The sequence below is a fragment of the Sediminitomix flava genome (assembly GCF_003149185.1).
Lineage (GTDB): Bacteria > Bacteroidota > Bacteroidia > Cytophagales > Flammeovirgaceae > Sediminitomix > Sediminitomix flava.
Genome location: NZ_QGDO01000003.1, coordinates 837,763 through 859,978, shown reverse-complemented (window position 1 = coordinate 859,978; position 22,216 = coordinate 837,763). Strand labels below are relative to the sequence as shown.

Below are 22,216 nucleotides of genomic sequence, written 5' to 3'. Positions count from 1 at the left end.
AATTAATAATTCGGACTCCTCCTGTAGAGATTTACTAAGTAAAATATTGAAAAAAATCATACGATAAATATATACTATTCTACTTTTTGTTCTTACCTATCCTCATAAATATTGGGAACTTGAATTCTTTTTTTTCTTTATTTCCCCAATAAGGTTCTATCTTTTGAATTAATTCTTTTACTGGTTTGGTCCTTGGTTTTTCTTTCAGATAATTCTGAACACTCGACCACGTTTCAAAGTATCCACCCAATTCATTTATGGTCCAATTTACTGTAATATATCTTTGTTTGACATATTCAATTTCATCAAAATTAAAGGTCACCGTTTGATAATGATGGTCGATGTGTTGCCTCTGCTTATCCCAGTAAGGTCCAATAACTTCATAATAGAATTCATCTATTAATAGGTTTATTTCAGGCGAACTTCTTAGTAAATCATATCCGATTATTGCAAGTACTCCATTAGGTTTAAGGACTCGTTTTACTTCTTTATTGAAAGTCTTGAAATCGAACCAATGTACAGCTTGAGCAACCGTAACTAGATCGAATTGATTATGATGAAATTTAGTTTTTTCAGCGCGCTCCTTCTTATAAATGACATTAGATCTAGGTATAGCATACTTCAACTGCTCTTCACTTATATCTGTCCCGTAACCTTCATTAAAATATCGAGCAAGCTCTGAAGCTATTTGACCATTACCAGTCGCGCAATCCCAAAAGCATTGTCTATTTTCTACATAACTCAAAATATCCAAAATCAAATCATTTGGGTAAAGAGGTCTATAAAGCAAATATCCTGCTGCCTGTTCAGAGAATCGATCTATTACTTTTTTCATGTGCTATCATCTAATGTACAATAAAAAAACCTTCTCAAAATTGAGAAGGTTTAAAGATTATAAAGATTTATTTTATGAGGGTAAGACTACCCGTTTTTTCGATGTAGGTTCCTCTTTCTAACTCACTTTCATATCGTAAAGTGTAATAATACACTCCTGGTTCAGAGGGTTTTCCCTTGTAGGTTCCATCCCATCCATTTTCCTCTAAATTAGATTCATCAACAGTAGGATACTTTCCGTTAAATACTATTTCACCCCATCTGTTATAAATAGAGATTTCAATATTTAAAGCATATGCTAGCTTGACATAAAATTTATCATTCAAACCATCATTATTAGGTGTAAAAGCATTTGGAGCAACGGATCTAGGATCACAAATGCCGAAGACGGTAAATTCTTCAACAGTTTCACAAAGCGTTTCATGAGATTCATCTATCATGATCACTTTATAAGTATTTGGACTATACCTATTTACTGTTCTTGATGTTTCTCCTGTATCTTCCCAATAATATGTGAAGTTATCACCTTGAGTAGCCTGTAAAACTATAGGTCCATCTTCAAAACAATGAACTATTTCATCTTCGAAAGATTCCGATGGATTTTTATGAAAAACAGCTTCAAATTCAATTGTGAAATCACACTCTTTTCCACTTTCATGTTCAACATGTGTGATAACAGAATATTTTCCATTTCGATTTACGTCAATCTCTGATGTCGTCTCACCCGTAGACCAATCAAAAAACTGTGATATACTATCATAGTCTTCAATTTCTGCATTTAGAGTTATAATATCGCCTTCACAAGCCTCCTTTATTGAATCAGAATCGGCTATTGGAGGAATTACAAATACATTTACTGAATCTAGTATTTGACATCCATAAATCGAATAACCTGTAACAAAATAGGTAGTATTTTCAAGAGGTGAAACTATGATATTACTCGTCGTATCCTCAGAACTCCATAAATATTCATGCGCATTTTGAGCGCTTATTTCAATTGCTTCCCCATAACAAATATATACATCTTCAGATACTGTCATTTCTGGAAGCGGATGTATTGTTGTTGTAAATTCTACTGAGTCTAAACATCCATATGGACTTTCTACAATCAATTTCACATTATAGTCGCCTGGAGCAGAATAAGTAAAAGTTGGATTCATATCTTCTGAATCAATCCCCTCAGAATCTGAGCTAAAATACCATTTATATGATAGATCTGAATCATCAGCAATAGAGGATGAATTCAAAAAATTCGAAGCGTCCCCAATACAAACATTTTCTACTGTGAAATCAGCAACAGGTAAAGGTTTGACCTCTATTTCCTTTGTAATTACAGGAGATGGACAACCATAAGATGTTTCGATATACATATTAATTTCCCTAATACCTTCCGATGTATAGACGACAGTTGTATCTCCTTTTGATGCTAAATCATATTCACCATCCCCATCTATATCCCAATGATAAATCACTCCAGTATTAGGTGCATCAGACTCATCAACAGAAAGCTCTAAGGTTTCTCCAATACAAATTGGGTTTCTTGAAAACTCAATTTGAGCTGTAGGAATTTTATTAAAAATGATGTTTACAGTATCAATAGAATAGCAATCTTTAGAGTACTTGTTTGTGACAGTCAATTCCCATTTCGAATTTGTCGTATAAACACTATCATCAAAAGATTTAGAACTAAAACGAATACTACCAAAAGTATTGATAGTTGGGACTACATCTCCTCCTGTAGTTTCTATCTCACGCCATGACCATTCATAATCAGTAGTTACGCCTTCTGCATCTGGTAATACTTGAAGTACTTCTCCTTCACAACCTTCTACCGTATCAACCATACTAATAATTGGCTCACGGTAAAAACGTATACTTGTATCAGTATCTACACCACATTCATAGCCACTTTCTGAAGTTAGTTTAGTGTGCAAATGCAATGGAACATCCATAAATACATTTGTCCCTGTAAAGGATGCTGGCACTAAACTTAAGAAGGTTGAATCGTTCGTCTGCAAAGAATCAAAACTTGAAAGAGTACCACCTGATACGGCTCCTAACAAAGGATCATCCCATTCAAAGCTCACAAAACCTTCAAAGTTCTCAGCATAATATTTCCCTGCCCACTCGGTACAATTCTCTAACTCTTCAAAAACAAGTTCTGGTTTTTGATTGAAAATGACTGTCACTGTATCCAATGAATAACAGGCTGTTGAGTAGCTATTTTTTACAGTCAATTCCCAAGTAGAAACAATGCGATAGCGATCTGCATCGTACAAGTCTTCGGTAAATTCTATCGCTCCAAAATCACTCTCGACCACATTTACACTTCCGCCTTCTGAAGAAATCTCGCGCCATGTCCATTCATAATCAGCCGTTACTCCTTCTGCATCTGGTAATACTTGAAGAACTTCTCCTTCACAACCTTCTACAGTATCAACCATACTAATCAATGGTTCTCGGTAAAAACGAATACTTGTATCGGTATCTACGCCACATTCATAGCCACTTTCTGAAGTTAGTTTAGTGTGCAAATGCAATGGAACATCCATAAATACATTTGTCCCTGTAAAGGATGCTGGCACTAAACTTAAGAAGGTCGAATCATTTGATTGCAAAGAATCAAAACTTGAAAGCGTACCTCCTGTTACAGCTCCCAGCAAAGGATCATCCCATTCAAAGCTCACAGAACCTTCAAAGTTCTCTGCATAATATTTTCCTGCCCACTCGGTACAATTCTCCAATTCTTCAAAAACTAGTTCTGGATTTTGGTTGAAGATAACAGTTACTGTATCCAAAGAATAACAGGCTGTTGAGTAGCTATTTTTAACAGTCAATTCCCAAGTAGATACGATGCGATAACGATCAGCATCATATAAACCTTCGGTAAATTCTATCGTTCCAAAATCACTTATTACCGTATTTACATTTCCTCCATCTGAAGAAATCTCGCGCCAAGACCATTCATAATCAGTAGTTACACTTTCTGCATTTGGTAAAACTTGAAGTACTTCTCCTTCACAGCCCTCGACTGTATCGACCATACTGATCAAAGGCTCACGGTAAAAACGAATACTTGTATCGGTATCTACACCACATTCATAGCCACTTTCTGAAGTTAGTTTTGTGTGTAAATGCAATGGGACATCCATAAATACATTTGTGTCTGTAAAGGATGCTGGCACTAAACTTAAGAAAGTTGAATCGTTCGTCTGCAAAGAATCAAAACTTGAAAGAGTTCCACCTGTTACAGCTCCCAACAACGGATCATCCCATTCAAAGCTCACAAAACCTTCAAAGTTCTCTGCATAATATTTCCCTGCCCACTCTCTGCAATTCTCTAATTCTTCAAAAACAAGTTCTGGATTTTGGTTAAAGATCACTGTTACTGTATCCAAAGAATAACAGGCTGTTGAGTAACTATTTTTCACTGTCAACTCCCAAGTAGATACAATACGATAACGATCAATATCGTATAAACTTTCCGTAAATTCTATCGCTCCAAAATCACTCTCGACCACATTTACATTTCCTCCATCTGAAGATATCTCGCGCCAAGACCATTCATAATCAGCCGTTACACCTTCCGCATCTGGTAATACCTGAAGAGCTTCTCCTTCACACCCTTCTACCGTATCGACCATACTGATCAAAGGCTCACGGTAAAAACGAATACTCGTATCAGTATCTACACCACATTCATAGCCACTTTCTGAGATTAGTTTTGTGTGTAAATGCAATGGAACATCCATAAATACATTTGTACCTGTAAAAGATGCAGGTACTAAACTTAAGAAGGTCGAATCGTTCATCTGCATAGAATCGAAACTTGAAAGAGTTCCACCTGTTACTGCTCCCAGCAAAGGATCATCCCATTCAAAGCTTACAAAACCTTCAAAGTTCTCTGCATAATATTTCCCTGACCACTCAGTACAATTTTCTAGTTCTTCAAAAACAAGTTCTGGATTTTGGTTGAAGATAACAGTTACTGTATCCAAAGAATAACAGACTGTTGAATAACTATTTTTCACTATCAATTCCCAATTAGATACAATACGATAGCGATCTGCATCGTATAAACCTTCGGTAAATTCTATTTCTCCAAAATCACTTATTACCGTATTTACATTTCCTCCATCTGAAGATATCTCGCGCCAATACCACTCATAATCGGTCGTTACGCCTTCTGCATCTGGTAATACCTGAAGGGTTTCTCCCTCACATCCCTCTACAGTATCAACCATACTGATCAAAGGCTCACGGTAAAAACGTATACTCGTATCAGTATCAACTCCGCATTCATAACCACTTTCTGAGGTCAGTTTTGTATGTAAATGCAATGCAACATCCATAAATACATTTGTGTCTGTAAAGGATGCTGGCACTAAACTTAAGAAGGTTGAATCGTTCGTCTGCATAGAATCAAAACTTGAAATAGTCCCTCCTGTTACTGCTCCTGACAACGGATCATCCCATTCAAAGCTCACAAAACCTTCAAAGTTCTCTGCATAATATTTCCCTGCCCACTCAGTACAATTCTCTAACTCTTCAAAAACAAGTTCGGGATTTTGGTTAAAAATCACAGTTACAGTGTCTAAAGAATGACATGTGGTTGAGTAACTATTTTTCACTGTCAATTCCCAAGTAGAGACGATACGATACAGATCAGCTTCGTACAAGCCTTCGGTAAATTCTATTGCTCCAAAATCACTCACTACCGTATTTACATCTCCTCCTGTAGTTTCTATCTCACGCCACGACCATTCATAATCAGCCGTTACACCTTCTGCATCTGGTAAAACTTGAAGGACTTCTCCTTCACAACCCTCGACTGTATCGACCATACTGATCAAAGGCTCACGGTAAAAACGAATACTTGTATCGGTATCTACACCACATTCATAGCCACTTTCTGAGGTCAGTTTTGTATGTAAATGCAATGGAACATCCATAAATACATTTGTGCCTGTAAAGGATGCTGGCACTAAACTTAAGAAGGTCGAATCATTTGATTGCAAAGAATCAAAACTTGAAAGCGTACCTCCTGATACGGCTCCCAGCAAAGGATCATCCCATTCAAAGCTCACAGAACCTTCAAAGTTCTCTGCATAATATTTTCCTGCCCACTCGGTACAATTCTCCAATTCATCAAAAAATAGTTCTGGATTTTGGTTGAAGATAACAGTTACTGTATCCAAAGAATAACAGGCTGTTGAGTAGCTATTTTTAACAGTCAATTCCCAAGTAGATACGATGCGATAGCGATTAGCATCGTACAAGCCTTCGGTAAATTCTATCGCTCCAAAATCACTCTCGACCACATTTACACTTCCTCCATCTGAAGAAATTTCTCGCCATGACCATTCATAATCAGTAGTTACGCCTTCTGCATCTGGTAATACCTGAAGGGCCTCTCCTTCACAACCTTCTACAGTATCAACCATACTGATCAAAGGCTCACGGTAAAAACGAATACTTGTATCGGTATCTACGCCACATTCATAGCCACTTTCTGAAGTTAGTTTCGTGTGTAAATGCAATGGAACATCCATAAATACATTTGTACCTGTAAAGGATGCAGGGACTAAACTTAAGAAGGTCGAATCGTTCGTCTGCAAAGAATCAAAGCTTGAAAGAGTTCCCCCTGTTACAGCTCCCGACAATGGATCATCCCATTCAAAGCTCACAAAACCTTCAAAATTCTCTGCATAATATTTCCCTGACCACTCAGTACAATTTTCTAACTCTTCAAAAATAAGTTCTGGATTTTGGTTAAAAATCACAGTTACAGTGTCTAAAGAATGACATGTGGTTGAGTAACTATTTTTCACTGTCAACTCCCAAGTAGAAACGATTCGATAGCGATCAGCATCGTACAAGCCTTCGGTAAATTCGATTTCTCCAAAAGAAATACTCGCTGTATCCAAGCTTCCTCCATCTGAAGAAATCTCACGCCATGACCATATGTATTTATCTGTGATTTCTTCAGCACTCGGACTAATAGTTAATGTCTCTCCTTCACAGCCCTCTACTGAATCTACAAGAGTAATTAATGGTTTTCTATAAATTGAAAAAAGGGTATCAACTGTTTGAGGACAGGTTAAACTTTGATTTGAACTCGTTGTTAGAGAAAGGTCTACATCAATTTGTACTGAACCTGCATCAAAAGATTGAACTTCTAACTCAATTAGCGAATCATATACAGGATCAGTACTTGTTAAATCTCCTCCATTTACTGTATTTATCAGCCATTCATAATCTGCATCTGTGGCAAATTTCTCATCCAAATAATTATAGTTATAAGCTTGGCTTTCAAGAGACAAAAATGTACAAGTTTCTAGCGTATCAAACTTGGGATACGGGCTATGTTCATATTTTATATTGATCGTTCTTTCAGATAAACAAACTGTATCTGTTTGTACTGTACCATTGTATAAGCTAGAAACCCATACTCTAACAGTTAACTCAATACCATCTGCGTTATCTGGATCAATAGTTAATGGATTAGAGTCTCTTCCATCTTCAAAAGAAATGGTTTCTTGATCAGAATTAACCACATTCCCATCTATCAACCATTCATAATGTACTTCTGAAACTAGTGTATTTCCATCTACATCAATGTTTAGATAACTATTGTAAGATGTGTCTAAAGCAGAAATAGTATTGATATCATCTGACACACAAAAAGTTGTATCTGTTATCGGTATTTCAGGACATGGTAAAACTTTGATAGTTACATCAGTTGAAGCTTCTGAAATACAGCCCGAAGATTCTAACAATAATGCTGGAACATATACACTATCCCTTTCAGTGTCATAGGTAAACATCATTTCTTCATAATCTCCATAACCACTCAGGTTACCATCTCCACTAGCCCAATTATAGGTTACTGCAGAACTTTTGAATAAATCTTCTAATTCAGATGTAAAATAAACCGTTTCTCCTTTATGAATTACTCTACGATCTACATCAAATGAACCTCTAACGCCTTCAATTTTGACTTCTTTAGGTGCAGATATTGTCTCGCAGCTCGTATTTCCGTCAGGAAATTCTTCCGTAATAGTCAAAGTCACATCATATGAATCATCCCCTGAAGATTCAAAGAAGTGTTCAATCTCTGTCAAATTAGCTGATGGATCAGGCGCAGTTGTTCCATCTCCAAAATCCCACGCACGTTCTATAATTTGTGACTTTAATGTATCTCCGTTAGAAAAAACAAACATACTTGGAGTAGAATAATCTGTATTTGAATCACTATCGATAAGCGTCAATACCCCAGGACAAGTAAGTACTTTATCTTGCTCAAAATTTGAGACAGCTTGGATAATTTCAGGAGATTCAACTTCAAACTCTAGAGAGTCCTTACAACCATTCGCATCTGTGATTATCATTTTCATATCGAAAATACCAGATGGCAAAATGAAAATACTTCTCGTATCTCTATTTCCTCCGTTTACAGGGGTAATACTCTCATAGCCTGTACCTAGCGGGTCGCCACTCATCATATATTCCCATTCAATGGAATAATCTTCTAAAACTCTTTCATTTGCCCCTGCCCCATCATTTAATCTATGATCTATACGTGTTCTAACTTGTATTGTATCAGCACGACAGCGATACTGATATTGTATATTATAAGCTGAATGAGTGATATCAAAGTCAAGAGGTTCGGGGTTAGTTAATAGAATTTCATGATTACCTTGATCTGCACAGAGTGTATCTGTTCCTTCAATCAATCTCAATTGGAGGTCAATCTGATTTCTTGTAGACTGATCTGTAAAGACTCTGAGGTCTAGATCAGAGTAAGCTATTTTAGTTAAAGAATCAGATTTACCAACTCCTGTAAATGTTGCATCATTTGAAGTCCAGGTATATTCAAACGTACTATCTGCTGGAAAAATATCATTTACAATGATACTGATAGAATCATTTGTTGGGATCTCATCATGACAAAATGAACTTAAACCATCAATTTGAAAATCGATCCCTTTTACCATTAAATCATTTAGTGTATAAACAATCTGAGGACAAGAAGCATAGCTTAAAATTACCTCTACGTCATATTCTCCAAGCTTTGTAGGATTAAAGTTTACATCTTCTCCAGTTAAACTGAAAATTGTTCCATCTGAATGTGTATACCTCCATTCAATTGAAGTCATTACAGTACTTGGGTCATAAAGCTCAGAAGTATAGTCTAAACCTACATTTAAACACGTAGTCTCGTGATCTACAATATTCCTTAATTCAGGAGTGATAAGCATTGTCGTACTTTCTGAGTAGGTATCAGAACAGCCTGTAGAAGCTAGGCTTGCATCTAAAGTAATATCTACCTGTGCTCCTTCGGGAATTCGACCTGTAGAAAGTGCTCCTATGTTTAAATTTACAAGTGGATCTTGATTAACATCAAATGTTTGGTAAGTGTAATTTGTAACAGTACCATCAATTTCTGTAATCACGAAAGTCCAATCATATTGAATATTTCCAACCTCAACTCCTTCGTCAGAATTATTTGTAACTTCTAAAAGTGTTGGATCACATATATCTAATGCAGAAATTGAAAAAATGGCTTGTGGAGCTTTAATCTCTAATTCTTCAGTTACAGGAACTGCACTACAATTGACTCCAGAGCTATACCAAGCAGATAAACCGACATCAATTGTTGTTGGAGGATAGTTTTGATACGTGTAAGGGTTTGCATCGCCAAAGTTTCCATCTCCATTAAAATCCCAAGCGAAAAGAATAGTTTCTCCTTTAGCTGTCAAGAAATTATTATATGCCGTACCAAAGTTATCAACTGTTGGGGTTCCTGTTACAGTTTCTCCATTACAGATTTCAGTTTTATCTAATCCTATAGCAACTGTTGGGCGAACTCTAACTTCGAACTCTTCAGTAACTGTATTCTCACAATCATTGTCAATATCTCTAACAGTAAGATCGATTTCATAGCTACCCCAAGTTAGATTCGTATTTTCGGACTGAGCTGTACCTACATTTGCCGTTGTTCCCCTATATGTGTCCCTTACCACCCAGCTATAAGCATAATTACCAGTACCATTTACAATTGCATCAAACTGTACATTTGTTGTAGAAGACTCATCATTGATACAGGCAAAAGCATTTGAAAGGTCAATAGAAATATCTAATTCTGTGACTAAAATACTTTCTTCATGTAGTAAACAACCTCCATCGCCCAATAATTGAATTGTATAGTTCCCATAATTTGAGAATGTAAATGTTGGGTTCGGGGTATTTGGATAATTAGATTGTGTATCTCCTATCACATTCCATTCATAGTCCCCATCAGGAACAGGGTTTAAACTAGTTACAGTTGTTGTCGCAGGAATAGTACAAAAGCTATTTTCATCAAGCACAAAAGCTCCTGTATTCTCTTCAGGAATGGTAACTGTCTCACTAAAAGAACAAGTATTATCATCTCTATTTGTCAATGAAACTGTAATATTCTGAGCGGAAGCTCCTTTGGTATATGTTCTTGTCCTTGAATTGAGTGTACTGACATTTTGAGTTCCATTACCAAAATCCCATCTAAAGTTACCACTTTCACCTAATAGATTTGCTTTAGGAGTGAATCGATATCTTATTGAATTACAATCTTCACTTAATTGAGACACCGTAAAAGCATCATCAAAATCTATGAACTCAATAACAGTTTTTGTAGCTGAAACCTTATAACAATCGCCATCATAAACACCTACTTCTACTTCATATTCAGAATCGGGCGAATTTGTAAAAGTATAAGTAAAAGTCTGCGTATCTGAATTTGGAATTAGGCTTCCATTTATGGACCATTCATAAATGGGATTATCTAAAACTCGACTTGTTTCAGCCGTAAAAGATAGCTCTTTTGAATTATCACAAGTAATGAATTTTGAAACTGTACTTCCTCCAGAAGTAAAGTCTACAGTAAAATCTTCTTTAACGACTAGCGTCTGTCTTGATTGATTGGAACAACCTGTAGGTAAGGAAACATCCAATACCACATCGAAAGTACCTATCTGACTTGCAGTATATTCAAAGTACTCTCCAGAATTAGGGGCATATGTAGTTCCATTAATAATATATTTTATAGAGCCGTACGTACCTAATGCTTCAGTATGTGAAAATGTCACTACTTCATCCTTACATACTGAACTCTTACTCAATACTAACTCTACATCCGGTTTTTCCTTAACCTCAATTAGGTTTGAGGCTGAAATTGTCTGTGTACTACCATCACTAAGGTACAAAATCACAGAAACAGAATAGCTTCCAACTTTATCATAAATAGTTCCTGGATCGGCTTTCGTACTTGTTGTTGAATTTCCTAAATCCCAAGCATAAGAATCGATACCTGTAGTTGGAGAAATTTCATAAGAAACCGCCAATCCTGTACAATCTTCTATAAGATCACCATCTGATACTTCATTTCCATTTGCAACAATTTTATAATCTACTGCAAATGAAATTGAAGCAATACTTAAGAAATAACTTAAAAGAAGTATTAGTTTTAGCTTCATGACATCAAAAGTCTAATCGTTAAAGTGATGTATTAGATAGTTGGTAACGGACAAATAACTTTGGTTTTCTTTTTCTTCGGCTTTTTCGGATTCTCATCATACGAATGAAGAGGGTATGCCAAAGAAATCTCATGGGAGAGCGACTGCCCAGAAGGGAGTTTTGATAAGGAGTAATCGAAACTATATCCGAATTGAAATTTTTTAACTCTTAAACCAAAAAGAAATGCAACTGCATCATGATTTATCTGTTCATAATCACTTGCATTTTTTAAGAAAGGCATACCTCTATACCAAAAACCTACGATGATAGGCATATTCGTATAATACCCTCCTATCGTAAATTGTTGAGCATTACCTTCTCTTTGGTAAAGTCCTGTAACAGTTACATTATAGTTTTTGAGATTGGGCACGCCATAACGTTTATTATATTTCAATGGGATGACATAGCCTGCATTAAGATTATATCTTATAGGCTTGGTGATTCCTCCTTCGCTTAAAAACGATATGTTAGGTGTAGTTAAGTGATAAGCTGAAAAGCCAAACCAGTATTGTTTGTTAAAAAGTAATATACCGGCATTGACATCAGGATTAAAAACATTTGTACTTGGTAAGTTTTCTAATGAAGGGCCAGTAATACCTTTGTCATCTAATTGATCACTGAAGATAAATCCATAAAAATCTAGTGAGCCCTGAATAACACCGACTTGCAGACCTACACTTAAATGAAGGTCTTTATTAATTTCTAAAAGATATGAAGCCGATGAAATAAGACTTAATTCTGTAAGTCGTTTATTTCCAGAATCAAATCTTTGATCTTGAATAATTAAACTACCTACAGACATTCGAGACTTTTCGTGAAAGTAATCGAATGATGCTAGATAAGTTTGAAAATTAGCTGGAAGCCCTACCCACTGATTTCTGTACGATACAGCAGCACGCATATCATAATTAGACCCTGTAAGTGCAGGATTTAAGTATAATGGGGAGGCATTTGCCTGCGTTAATTGTACATCTTGTGCACATACTTCTACCTTCTGAAAATAACACAGTAAGGAGAGTAAAATCTTAAGCACAAGGGATAGACCCTTAAAATGATTAAGGTTATACTTACACAATAAATTCATCAAAAATGATAGTCGAGGATTTAGTCTTTAGTTGAAGAGTACCATTTCAAACATCTAATAAATGAAAGTCAATAAACAGTTTGATACATTCCCTTCTCACAATTGTTACATTTAATCTGAAAAAATACAAAAACTAAGCCACTAGCTTGTCTGAAAGTAATTTTAAATTGTCTCTTATCCTTATTAATAATAAATCAGCTCATTTTCATCTAGTTAACCCAAAGCTTAAAAAATGCAAAAGAGAAGTTTATCCCTTAAGTTGAATATAAACTTCTCTCATTATTTGATTAATAATTTCCTTGAATAATTAGATAGCTAACACTTCAGCGATTTCTGTTTCCTTTCCTTCTATTTTATCTCTAACAACATCTCCTGTAAAATTCATTTCATTCTCATACATCAATGCCATTTTACAGAAAATTTTAATTCTGTCCTCGTCAGAGGTTTCAACTTTAAAAGGAAATTCTTTGACAAAATCATAAAGTCCCTGCCCTGAAGTTTTGAACTTCTTCTTCATCTCTCCAAAGTTGATACGTTGCTCAAGTTTCTGTTCTGTATCTAAGCCATCCAGATCTATTTCAAGATTTGCTTTACTACGCTCTCTTGCTAAGTGTTGCCTTTTATTTGCTACTTCTTGAATAATGTCCAAACCTTCATCAGTTCTCAAAAGCTCTAATGATGGTTTTGTAGCAAAAATTGCTTTAGTCTCAAAGAATAAAGAAAGATCATGTGCAAAGATATCTTCAATATTTGTTCGGTTTTCTAACTCATACAAATCCTTCAAGCGTTTGATTTTCATCAGCTTCTTGAAAACACGATCGTGATTATTGATTTTATTGATATAAGAAACGATCTCTTGACTCAGCTCGACCAAACTTGTACGAGCCATACGGAGATATTCAAAACGCAAATCAACAATAAAATTGTGCATCTGATCGTCTTGATCTTCTACAAAGAATGGATCGTGATCTAAGATTTCTTCTATGGAATGAATAAGAGTCAAAAGCTTTTGGGCTTTCTCATCGTGATCTTTAATCTTGATTTTTTTCACTTCGGCAGTTGCAGCCGTTTTATAATCAAGTTCGACTTGCTGACGAAGCATGGTCGCATTTCTACGGATTACACGGCCGACTTTGCGGAGATGTCTCTCGATTTTTATACGGTAATTCTTTTTTTCCAAGAAGTCTTCTTCTACCGTATAAAGGCGGATATTCTTTTGGATGGAACGAATCCCTTCGTCAATCTCATAGTTTTGGATATCTTCATTGATCTCCAAGAAATTTTCTAAGAAAGAAATCAGACGTTCGTCCAGTGTCACATTCTCATCTTCATCAATCTGAATAATGCTTTTAGCTTTCGCGCCTAAAACTAGATTCTCTTCGCCGTCTACGGCATCAACAACCAATTCATATTTTACGGACTTGAACCTAAATACGACATCAATCAAATTTCGCATTCTAGGGTTTCCAAGTTCTTTAAAAAGCTGTGGTACTGTCTGAATTTCTGCCATCTTCTCTATTTCAATCTTAAAAAATTCTAGAAGGTACGGTCTAGCCGTACCCAACTACTATTTTGTTCTTTCAAACAATTTCTGAACGTATTTTCCGATTATATCAAACTCCAAGTTGATCTTATCTCCTACTTTGATTTGGTGGAAAGTAGTATGCTCAAAAGTATAAGGAATAATTGCTACCGAGAATTTTCCTTCATCTTCTCCTGCCACAGTCAAACTTACGCCATTTACGGTAATCGAACCTTTTTGAACCGTGAAATTACCTACTGTAGGATCATACTCAAAAGTAAATCTCCAACTTCCTTGTTCATCATCAATAGCAATACATGTAGCAGTTTGATCTACGTGCCCTTGAACAATATGTCCATCAAAACGCCCATTTGCTGCTGTACAACGTTCAATATTGATTTTGTGACCTGCCTCAAGAGCACCCAAATTTGTTTTATCTAAGGTTTCTTGGATAGCTACTACCTCATGTTCATCTCCTTCTACTTTTGTAACTGTCAGACAAACACCGTTATGCGCTACACTCTGATCAATTTTAAGCTCTGGAGTGATTTCCGATTTGATACGGAAGATAATATTTTCTTGATCTTTCGTAATATTTACGACTTCACCCAATGTTTCAATAATCCCTGTAAACATGGTTATATATTCTTTATGTTTTGATCTTTATTCTTACTCGTTTAAAAAAAACGAAGTTTTAAGCACTTGGTTTGACTTATCTCTGAAATATAGTTAAATGAATTTCATCACCAATTTCAGCCTCTGTATTACTTGAGTTAAAGATTTGCTTTAAGCCTCGTTTTTCAAATGATTGAATATAATCCGAATTTAAAAGCCAAGGAGGTCCATTTTCATAAGCTCTTTTCTCTTCTTGAACCTCAGTAATCACAAGCAGTTGTCCCTCTTTTGCCACAAAATCAGAAACATTTTGAATCAATGTATCTTCATATTTTGGCGGAAGTGCTTGGATGGTAAATATCTCTAATACAAAATCAAATTTGTGATGCCACTCAGAAACTCCTTCCAATAAATCTGCTTGTACAAAATTCACACTTGAATTTGGAAATCTCTTCTTACAGAAATCTATCGCAGTCTGAGAAACATCAAATGCAGTAACTTCAAAACCTGCATTTTCGAGTTCTATGGCATCATCTCCCATTCCACAACCTACAACTAAAGCTGTTTTTCCTATACCAGAAATTGGATTTTCAGAAATCCAACTTTTGAACAAAGGATGAGTATCCATATTTGCCCAAGGCACACCCTCTCCTTCTTCACTAGATTCTGAATAGAGTTTTTCAAACCAATCAACAGGTTTACTTTCGTCTATCCCTAATTTTTTTCTTAGTTCTTCGCTCATACTTTCCTTATCTAATTCATTGAATTCACATGATCCAAGCAAAGCTTCAATAAAACTCAAGTGTACTAAAAGACTCTGCAAATATAACAGATGAAAAAGGCAAATCTGATGACATTGCACCGAGATTTGCCTTTGTATTTTCAATTTAAGGATGATCTATATTGATCAGTGACTAGATAATCTCTTGTGCTTTTGCTACAACAGCATCCAATCCTGTGATGTCTTTACCTCCCGCAGTTGCGAAGAAAGGTTGGCCACCTCCGCCACCTTTGATCTCTTTTGCTAGCTCTCGTACGATCTGTCCAGCATTCAAACCTTTTTCTTCTACAAGGTTATCAGAAATCATTACGGCAACTTGAGGCTTACCATCAACTTCTGCAGCAGCTACAAAGAACAAGTTGTCAACTTTAGCTTTCAAGTCGAATGCTAATTGTTTTAAACCTTGTGCATTTGGAACAGCAATTTTAGCAATCAATACATTTACACCGTCTTTTGCATCTACTTGTCCAACAAGATTGTCTTTCAAAGCTTGAAGTTCTTTGTTACGAAGCGTTTCAACTTCTTTTGAAAGTTTTGTACGCTCGTCCATCAAGTCAGCGATTGCCTTTGTCAAATCCTTAGGATTTTTCAATAGCTCTTTTACACTTGCAAGAAGCTTCTCTTGCTCGTCAACGTATTGTTCAGCCGCTACAGAAGTGATCGCCTCGATACGTCTTACACCTGCTGCTACTGCTGTTTCAGCAGTAATTTTGAATAGACCAATGTTACCAGTCGATTGTACGTGTGTACCACCACAAAGTTCAATAGAATATTCAGGGTCGAAACAGATCACACGAACGAAATCACCGTATTTCTCACCGAACAATGCTGTAGCTCCCATTGCTTTCGCATCTTCGATTGGCATATTTCTACGCTCATCTAAAACGATGTTCTCACGGATTTTTTCGTTTACAATTTGCTCTACTTTTCTGATCTCCTCATCTGTCATTTTTGCAAAATGAGAGAAGTCAAAACGAAGCAATTTATCATTTACCAAAGAACCTTTCTGAGCTACGTGATCACCCAATACTTCTTTCAAAGCAGCGTGCATCAAGTGAGTTGCCGAGTGATTTGCCATACTCAACGTACGTTTTTTAGCATTCACTTCACATTTTACTTCTTTCTCTAAGTCAGAAGGTAATTTGTCTACAATATGAATGATCAAGTCATTCTCTTTCACTGTATTCTTAACAGGAATTTTCTCCTCACCAGAGAAAATCAAACCTGTATCACCTACTTGACCACCACCTTCTGGATAGAAAGGAGTATTGTCCAATACCAATTGGAAATAGGTTTTCTTCTTCTCACTTACTTCACGGTAACGAAGAATTTTAGCGTCTGAAGTTAGGTTATCATAACCGATAAACTGAACGTCATCTTCGTTTACTGTGATCCAGTCTCCTTTGTCAGAAGCTGAAGCGGCTCTTGCACGCTCTTTTTGCTCTTGCATAGCTTTGTTGTAGCCTTCAATGTCTACACCATAGCCATTTTCACGAGCGATCAATTCAGTAAGATCAAGAGGAAAACCATAAGTATCAGAAAGCGAGAATGCCTCTGCTCCTTTTATTTCTTTTGTAGCTGCATTATCCGCCATGAATTTCTCGATGATCTTCAGACCGTTGTCCAAAGTTCTTAAGAAGTTCTCTTCCTCTTGGCGAACTACTTTCTTGATAAATTCTTTTTGGTTAACTACCTCAGGGAAGATTTCATCAAATTGATCAGAAAGAATATCTACCAATTCATACATGAAAGCTTTCTCAAAACCTAGGAACGTATATCCGTAACGAACTGCACGACGCAAAATACGACGGATTACATATCCTGCTTTATTGTTTGAAGGAAGCTGTCCATCTGCAATCGCAAATGTAATCGCTCTGATGTGATCAGAAATTACACGAATAGCAATATCTGTTTTCTCATCAGTTCCATAAGTTTTACCCGACTTTTTCGCCAAGTCTTGGATCATTGGTTGGAAAACGTCCGTATCATAGTTCGACTCTTTTCCTTGGATAGCCATAGCCAAACGCTCAAAGCCCATTCCTGTATCCACGTGTTGTGCAGGAAGAGTTTCCAACGAACCATCAGCCTTACGGTTAAATTGCATAAATACCAAGTTCCAAATCTCTACTACTAGAGGATCATCCTCATTTACTAGAGATTTACCCGATACTTTAGCTCTTTCCTCATCGCTACGAAGGTCAATGTGAATCTCAGAACATGGACCACATGGTCCTTGATCTCCCATTTCCCAGAAGTTATCTTTTTTAGAGGCAGGGATAATTCTATCTTCATCGATATGTACTTTCCAGAAATCAGCCGCTTCTTGATCCATTTCTAGACCATCACCAGCATCTCCTTCAAAGACTGTAACATACAAACGATCTTTAGGAAGTTTATAAACTTCGGTAAGAAGTTCCCAAGCCCAATCAATTGCATCTTTTTTGAAATAATCTCCGAAAGACCAGTTTCCTAGCATTTCGAACATTGTATGGTGGTATGTATCGATACCCACCTCTTCCAAATCATTGTGTTTACCAGAAACCCTCAAACATTTTTGCGTATCGGCCACTCTTGGGGCTTCCGCGGTCTTATTTCCTAGGAAATAATCTTTGAATTGGTTCATCCCTGCGTTTGTGAACATCAACGTAGGGTCGTTTTTAACTACCAAGGGTGCAGAAGGAACGATCTCGTGTCCTTTGCTCTTAAAAAACTCAAGAAAAGTCTTTCTTATCGTTTTTGCATCCATCATATCAGAATTCCTTTCTATTAATAGTGACCGATTATTGCGAATTTTTACTCTATAATACCTCCGTTAACAAAGAGGTTTGTATTCCAAATTCACAAATTTAGAAGATTTTGTATTTTCCCCATAAGAAAAGTGAAAGCTTTCAACAATTAATAACAGTATGAGCACAAATTTTTATTCCTAAGGAAACGAAAATCATGAAAAATGGCGTTTTGAGGCTATTTATTAGGTCATTTTAAATTTGAATTTCACTTCATCAAGTATTCAATGCTATTATCAAACTTTTTCTTGTTCGCTCCTCTTCTGTAATTAAAAAGAGTGAACACCAAAAATCTAAAAAATGGCAAAAGCTTATAATATCGTCAACATCATAAAGATTCATGATACCGATAAATTTCAAGAATATGTAAATGGGCATATTCCTACAATTGAGAAATTTGGAGGACGTTTTTTGGTTGAAGGCTATTTAGGAGAAGTTTTAGAAGGTTCAATGCCCAGTAACATGATGGTTGTACATGAATTCCCAAGTATCAAACGCTTTAAAGAATGGTATTATTCGGAAGAATATAAACCATGGAAAGAGCTACGACAATCTTGTGCTGATGTAAATGTGATTTTGACAGAAGGGAAATAAAAAATGGCAAACTGGTTTCTAATTCCAGATTGCCATTATATAATTCTTAGGGCTATGCTTTTTTCTTTTTCTTCAATAAAGGAACTGTACTACAAGCTTCTCCAAACATCAAAGATCTTACAACAGGGCTTAGTCTTCTTGTGATTTCTACATAAACAGACTCTGGAACATCTTTCTTGCTACAGCCTTTTACAACAACCATTTTATCATCAAATTCTTTGATATTGATTGCGTCTATAGCTTTCGTATAAATGGTATCTTCCAATTGGGCTAAATCTCCGAGAATCACGTCTGCCGCATATTTTGACAAGCGGGTAGCTACGAGCATATATGCCCAAGTAGGAACTATTACTTCCTCAGAACAAGTAATCGCCACATATTTCCCTTCATATTGACTCCAATCATGTTCCTTTACAAAATCACGAAGATCCTTTTCACGTAGTATCATTCCTTGAAAAAGTAAATCTTTCAAATCAAATAATACTCTTTCACCTTCTGGGAAATAATCTTCTAAGTCCAAAGTAATTAATGGACTTTTAGCTACTCTATTAATAATTGGTTCTTCCATATTACAAAAATACTGTTTTTGTTTAACACAACTAAACGACAAATAAACTGTTATAAAATTTTCAATATTTTTATAAGTCGAAATTTTTATTTAGACTTACCTAAACTTTTATTATTTGCAACAATGTCGCATTTAGTTTAGATTTGAAAAATATTACGATTTAAACAACAAATTAATGGTAGGAAAAGGGAAACTATTCTTAATACAGACTTTACTAATATTAGTTTCTTTAGCTCAACTTAGCTACGCTAAAGACCAAACAAGCTTTATTACTGGACATATCGATTCAAAGAACGGACATATTCCATTTGCGACAGTCTATATCAACGAACTTCAGCTAGGAACTACTTCAGATGATTCAGGACATTTCTATTTAAAGAATGTACCCTTTGGAGAATACCAAATTACAATAAGTGCTGTCGGTTATAGAAAGTTGACAGAAACAGTATCTATCAACAAAAAAAATCAAGACTTAAAATTTAAACTTGAAGAAGATCTTATTGAATTAGAAAGTGTAGTCGTTTCAGGGAACAGAACAGCACAAAGTAGAAAAGAAACCCCTGCCGTAGTAAATGTAATTGGAAGCAAAGTTTTTGAAGTTAGTGCATCTAAAGTAATTGCTGACGGGTTGAACTTTGTTCCTGGTGCTAGAGTCGAAAACACTTGTTCGAATTGTGGCTCTACTAGTCTTCGTCTGAATGGTTTGGAAGGACCTTATACCCAAATTCTTATTGATAGCCGACCAATTTTCAATAGTCTCGTTGGTGTATACGGACTAGAACAACTTCCAGTCTCAATGATTGAACGAGTAGAAGTTGTAAGAGGTGGAGGTTCCGTTCTTTTTGGAGCAAATGCGATCGGAGGAACAGTGAATGTAATTACCAAAGAGCCTAAATTCAATCGTTTTGAAGTAGGAACGCAATATGCATCTATTAATGGCGAAGCCTACGATGTGAATACGAGTTTCAATACGTCAGTAGTATCAAATGATGATAAGACTTCACTAATTCTATATGGTTCTCATAGAAAAAGAGAAGCTTGGAATGCAACCCCAAATGATAAATATTACACATTAGTAGAAGTAGCTAAAGATGAATTTATACCAAATTATGATGAAGAATTCGTGGATGACTTTTCAAACATCCCTGAATTGAGAAACTTGAACATTGGGACTAAAATCATCCATAAGATAAACAACAGAAATAAAGTTACTGCAAAATTCAATATCACTGATGAATTCCGTAGAGGTGGTAATAAGTTTGATCTAGCTCCACACTTAACAGATATCACTGAGCAACTAGAACATCAAATTATTGGAGGAGGAATCAACTATGATTGGATCAGTGCTGATCAAAGATCAAATGTATCATTCTACTCATCTGTCCAATCTGTGGTTAGAGATAGTTATTACGGTGCTGAAATGCAGTTGGACGGTTACGGAAAAACAACAAGTGACACCTACGTTGTAGGAACTCAGTTTAATCGTGATTTAGGACACGTTTTATTTGCTCCAGCCTTTTTTATTGGAGGTGTTGAATATATCAATGACAACATCAAAGACAGAAAGCTAGGCTACTTCGACTACGAGTCTGATGAATTTGTAAATGACATTCATATTTCAGATCAATTAGTACAAACAATTGCTGTTTTTGCTCAAAATGAGTGGAAAGGAGATCGCCTTTCTTTACTTCTTGGTGCTAGACTAGACCATGTAATGATCAATGATTACTTAGCAGAAACAGACAAACTTACTGAAGTGTCTGCTTTCAACCCAAGAGTGAACTTGAAATATAATATAGGTAACAATTTACAAGCTCGTGTAGGCTTTGCCACAGGATTTAGAGCTCCGCAAATCTTTAATGAAGACATGCACATTGATATTGTGGCAGGAGACCAAGTTCGTACAATTTTGGCAGACGACTTAACTACAGAAAGATCATATTCATACAACTTCGCATTGGATTGGGATACAGAAATAGGCGGATGGCAAAGCTATTTCCTATTGGAAGGTTTTCATACCAAAATTGAAGACCGCTTCTTAAATGAATTTGTGGAAGGTGAAGAAGGTAATTATTACCTCAAGAGAAATTCAGAAAATGATGCATTTGTACAAGGAATCAACGTAGAAGCTAAGCTTGCTGCATCTTCAAAGTTCAATGTACAAACAGGTTTCACATTCCAAACAGCCAAATATAATGGTGTAGAACAATGGGGTGATGAAGACGACAGTGCAACAGATAGAATCTTAAGAACACCGAATAATTATGGTTCTTTGAGCATGAATTATTACCCAAAACCTAATCTTCTGATGAGCCTCTCTGGGGTTTATACAGGAAGTATGTATGTTCCACATATGGCTGGAGGTTTTTATAAAGGAGTGTATAACGAAACTGAAGAACTAGTAAAAACAGAACAATTCTTTGACCTAGGAATTCGTCTTGCATACGACGTACAAGTTTCTAAAGATTTAGGAATGCAGATTGGTGGTGGTGTAAAAAACATCTTCAACCAATTCCAAAGAAATTTTGATTCGGGACCAACAAAAGATGCAGCCTTTGTTTATGGGCCAGCCGCTCCTAGAACTTTTTATTTAGAAGTAAAATTCAGTAATCTTTTGAACTAGAAGATTTTACTTCCCAACACAAAAAATGTTTTCCGCCTTAATACTTTTTAGGCGGAAAACATTTTTTTCATTAACAATGATTTTAACTCATTAACTAGGAAAAATAAATAATCATTCTCGCTAATATTCTTTTCAATTCGTTAAGAAAAATCATTTTTTGCTCGCGTTTTCATTCCTTACTTTCGCAAGGTTTTTTGAAGCAAGACACACGCCATCAAAGACACTTTACACCTTTATTAGACTTTGCACTGAGGA

The 22,216-nt window shown here is 35.9% G+C and carries 10 protein-coding genes; 2 read left to right on the top strand and 8 right to left on the bottom strand.

Annotation, left to right across the window (positions count from 1 at the left end):
* Positions 1-79: 79 nt before the first annotated feature.
* The 7 genes from BC781_RS15025 to alaS form a co-directional block, all read right to left on the bottom strand.
* Positions 80-835 carry a class I SAM-dependent methyltransferase gene (locus tag BC781_RS15025; protein WP_109619180.1) on the bottom strand — a complete coding sequence of 252 codons (756 nt, stop codon included), beginning with the start codon at positions 833-835 and terminating at the stop codon, positions 80-82.
* A 67-nt stretch (positions 836-902) separates the two neighbouring features.
* Positions 903-11,348, bottom strand: coding sequence for a PKD domain-containing protein (locus BC781_RS15020; protein ID WP_109619178.1), 10,446 nt, complete (start codon positions 11,346-11,348; stop codon positions 903-905).
* A gap of 32 nt (positions 11,349-11,380) precedes the next feature.
* Complete coding sequence (locus BC781_RS15015) at positions 11,381-12,421, bottom strand: PorP/SprF family type IX secretion system membrane protein (RefSeq protein WP_158281494.1); 1,041 nt, start codon at positions 12,419-12,421, stop codon at positions 11,381-11,383.
* A gap of 358 nt (positions 12,422-12,779) precedes the next feature.
* Entirely contained in the window at positions 12,780-13,982 is a 1,203-nt protein-coding gene (locus BC781_RS15010; protein ID WP_146201701.1) for a hypothetical protein, read from the bottom strand.
* Positions 13,983-14,039: 57 nt separating this feature from the next.
* Positions 14,040-14,630, bottom strand: a complete 591-nt coding sequence (locus tag BC781_RS15005; RefSeq protein WP_109619171.1) for a riboflavin synthase — start codon at positions 14,628-14,630, stop codon at positions 14,040-14,042.
* A 76-nt stretch (positions 14,631-14,706) separates the two neighbouring features.
* Positions 14,707-15,351 (bottom strand): class I SAM-dependent methyltransferase, encoded by a 645-nt coding sequence (locus BC781_RS15000; RefSeq protein ID WP_146201700.1) that lies wholly within the window; start codon positions 15,349-15,351, stop codon positions 14,707-14,709.
* A gap of 172 nt (positions 15,352-15,523) precedes the next feature.
* Positions 15,524-18,136, bottom strand: a complete 2,613-nt coding sequence (alaS, locus tag BC781_RS14995; protein WP_109619167.1) for an alanine--tRNA ligase — start codon at positions 18,134-18,136, stop codon at positions 15,524-15,526.
* Positions 18,137-18,476: 340 nt separating this feature from the next.
* Between alaS and BC781_RS14990 the strand changes: the two genes are divergently transcribed.
* Positions 18,477-18,770 (top strand): DUF1330 domain-containing protein, encoded by a 294-nt coding sequence (locus BC781_RS14990; RefSeq protein ID WP_109619165.1) that lies wholly within the window; start codon positions 18,477-18,479, stop codon positions 18,768-18,770.
* A 52-nt stretch (positions 18,771-18,822) separates the two neighbouring features.
* Here BC781_RS14990 and BC781_RS14985 read toward each other — a convergent pair whose 3' ends face one another.
* Complete coding sequence (locus BC781_RS14985) at positions 18,823-19,338, bottom strand: DUF2480 family protein (protein WP_109619164.1); 516 nt, start codon at positions 19,336-19,338, stop codon at positions 18,823-18,825.
* Between the two features lie 175 nt (positions 19,339-19,513).
* Here BC781_RS14985 and BC781_RS14980 point away from each other — a divergent pair, with 175 nt between their 5' ends.
* The gene (locus BC781_RS14980; protein WP_109619162.1) at positions 19,514-21,961 is read left to right on the top strand and encodes a TonB-dependent receptor; all 2,448 of its coding nucleotides are present in this window, start codon (positions 19,514-19,516) and stop codon (positions 21,959-21,961) included.
* The last annotated feature ends 255 nt before the right edge of the window (positions 21,962-22,216 follow it).

Bases quoted from the DNA above. Each gene is read 5' to 3' on its own strand.
- BC781_RS15025 (WP_109619180.1), bottom strand. From the start codon at position 835: ATGAAAAAAGTAATAGATCGATTCTCTGAACAGGCAGCAGGATATTTG.
- BC781_RS15020 (WP_109619178.1), bottom strand. From the start codon at position 11,348: ATGAAGCTAAAACTAATACTTCTTTTAAGTTATTTCTTAAGTATTGCT.
- BC781_RS15010 (WP_146201701.1), bottom strand. From the start codon at position 13,982: ATGGCAGAAATTCAGACAGTACCACAGCTTTTTAAAGAACTTGGAAAC.
- BC781_RS15005 (WP_109619171.1), bottom strand. From the start codon at position 14,630: ATGTTTACAGGGATTATTGAAACATTGGGTGAAGTCGTAAATATTACG.
- BC781_RS15000 (WP_146201700.1), bottom strand. From the start codon at position 15,351: ATGAGCGAAGAACTAAGAAAAAAATTAGGGATAGACGAAAGTAAACCT.
- alaS (WP_109619167.1), bottom strand. From the start codon at position 18,136: ATGGATGCAAAAACGATAAGAAAGACTTTTCTTGAGTTTTTTAAGAGC.
- BC781_RS14990 (WP_109619165.1), top strand. From the start codon at position 18,477: ATGGCAAAAGCTTATAATATCGTCAACATCATAAAGATTCATGATACC.
- BC781_RS14985 (WP_109619164.1), bottom strand. From the start codon at position 19,338: ATGGAAGAACCAATTATTAATAGAGTAGCTAAAAGTCCATTAATTACT.
- BC781_RS14980 (WP_109619162.1), top strand. From the start codon at position 19,514: ATGGTAGGAAAAGGGAAACTATTCTTAATACAGACTTTACTAATATTA.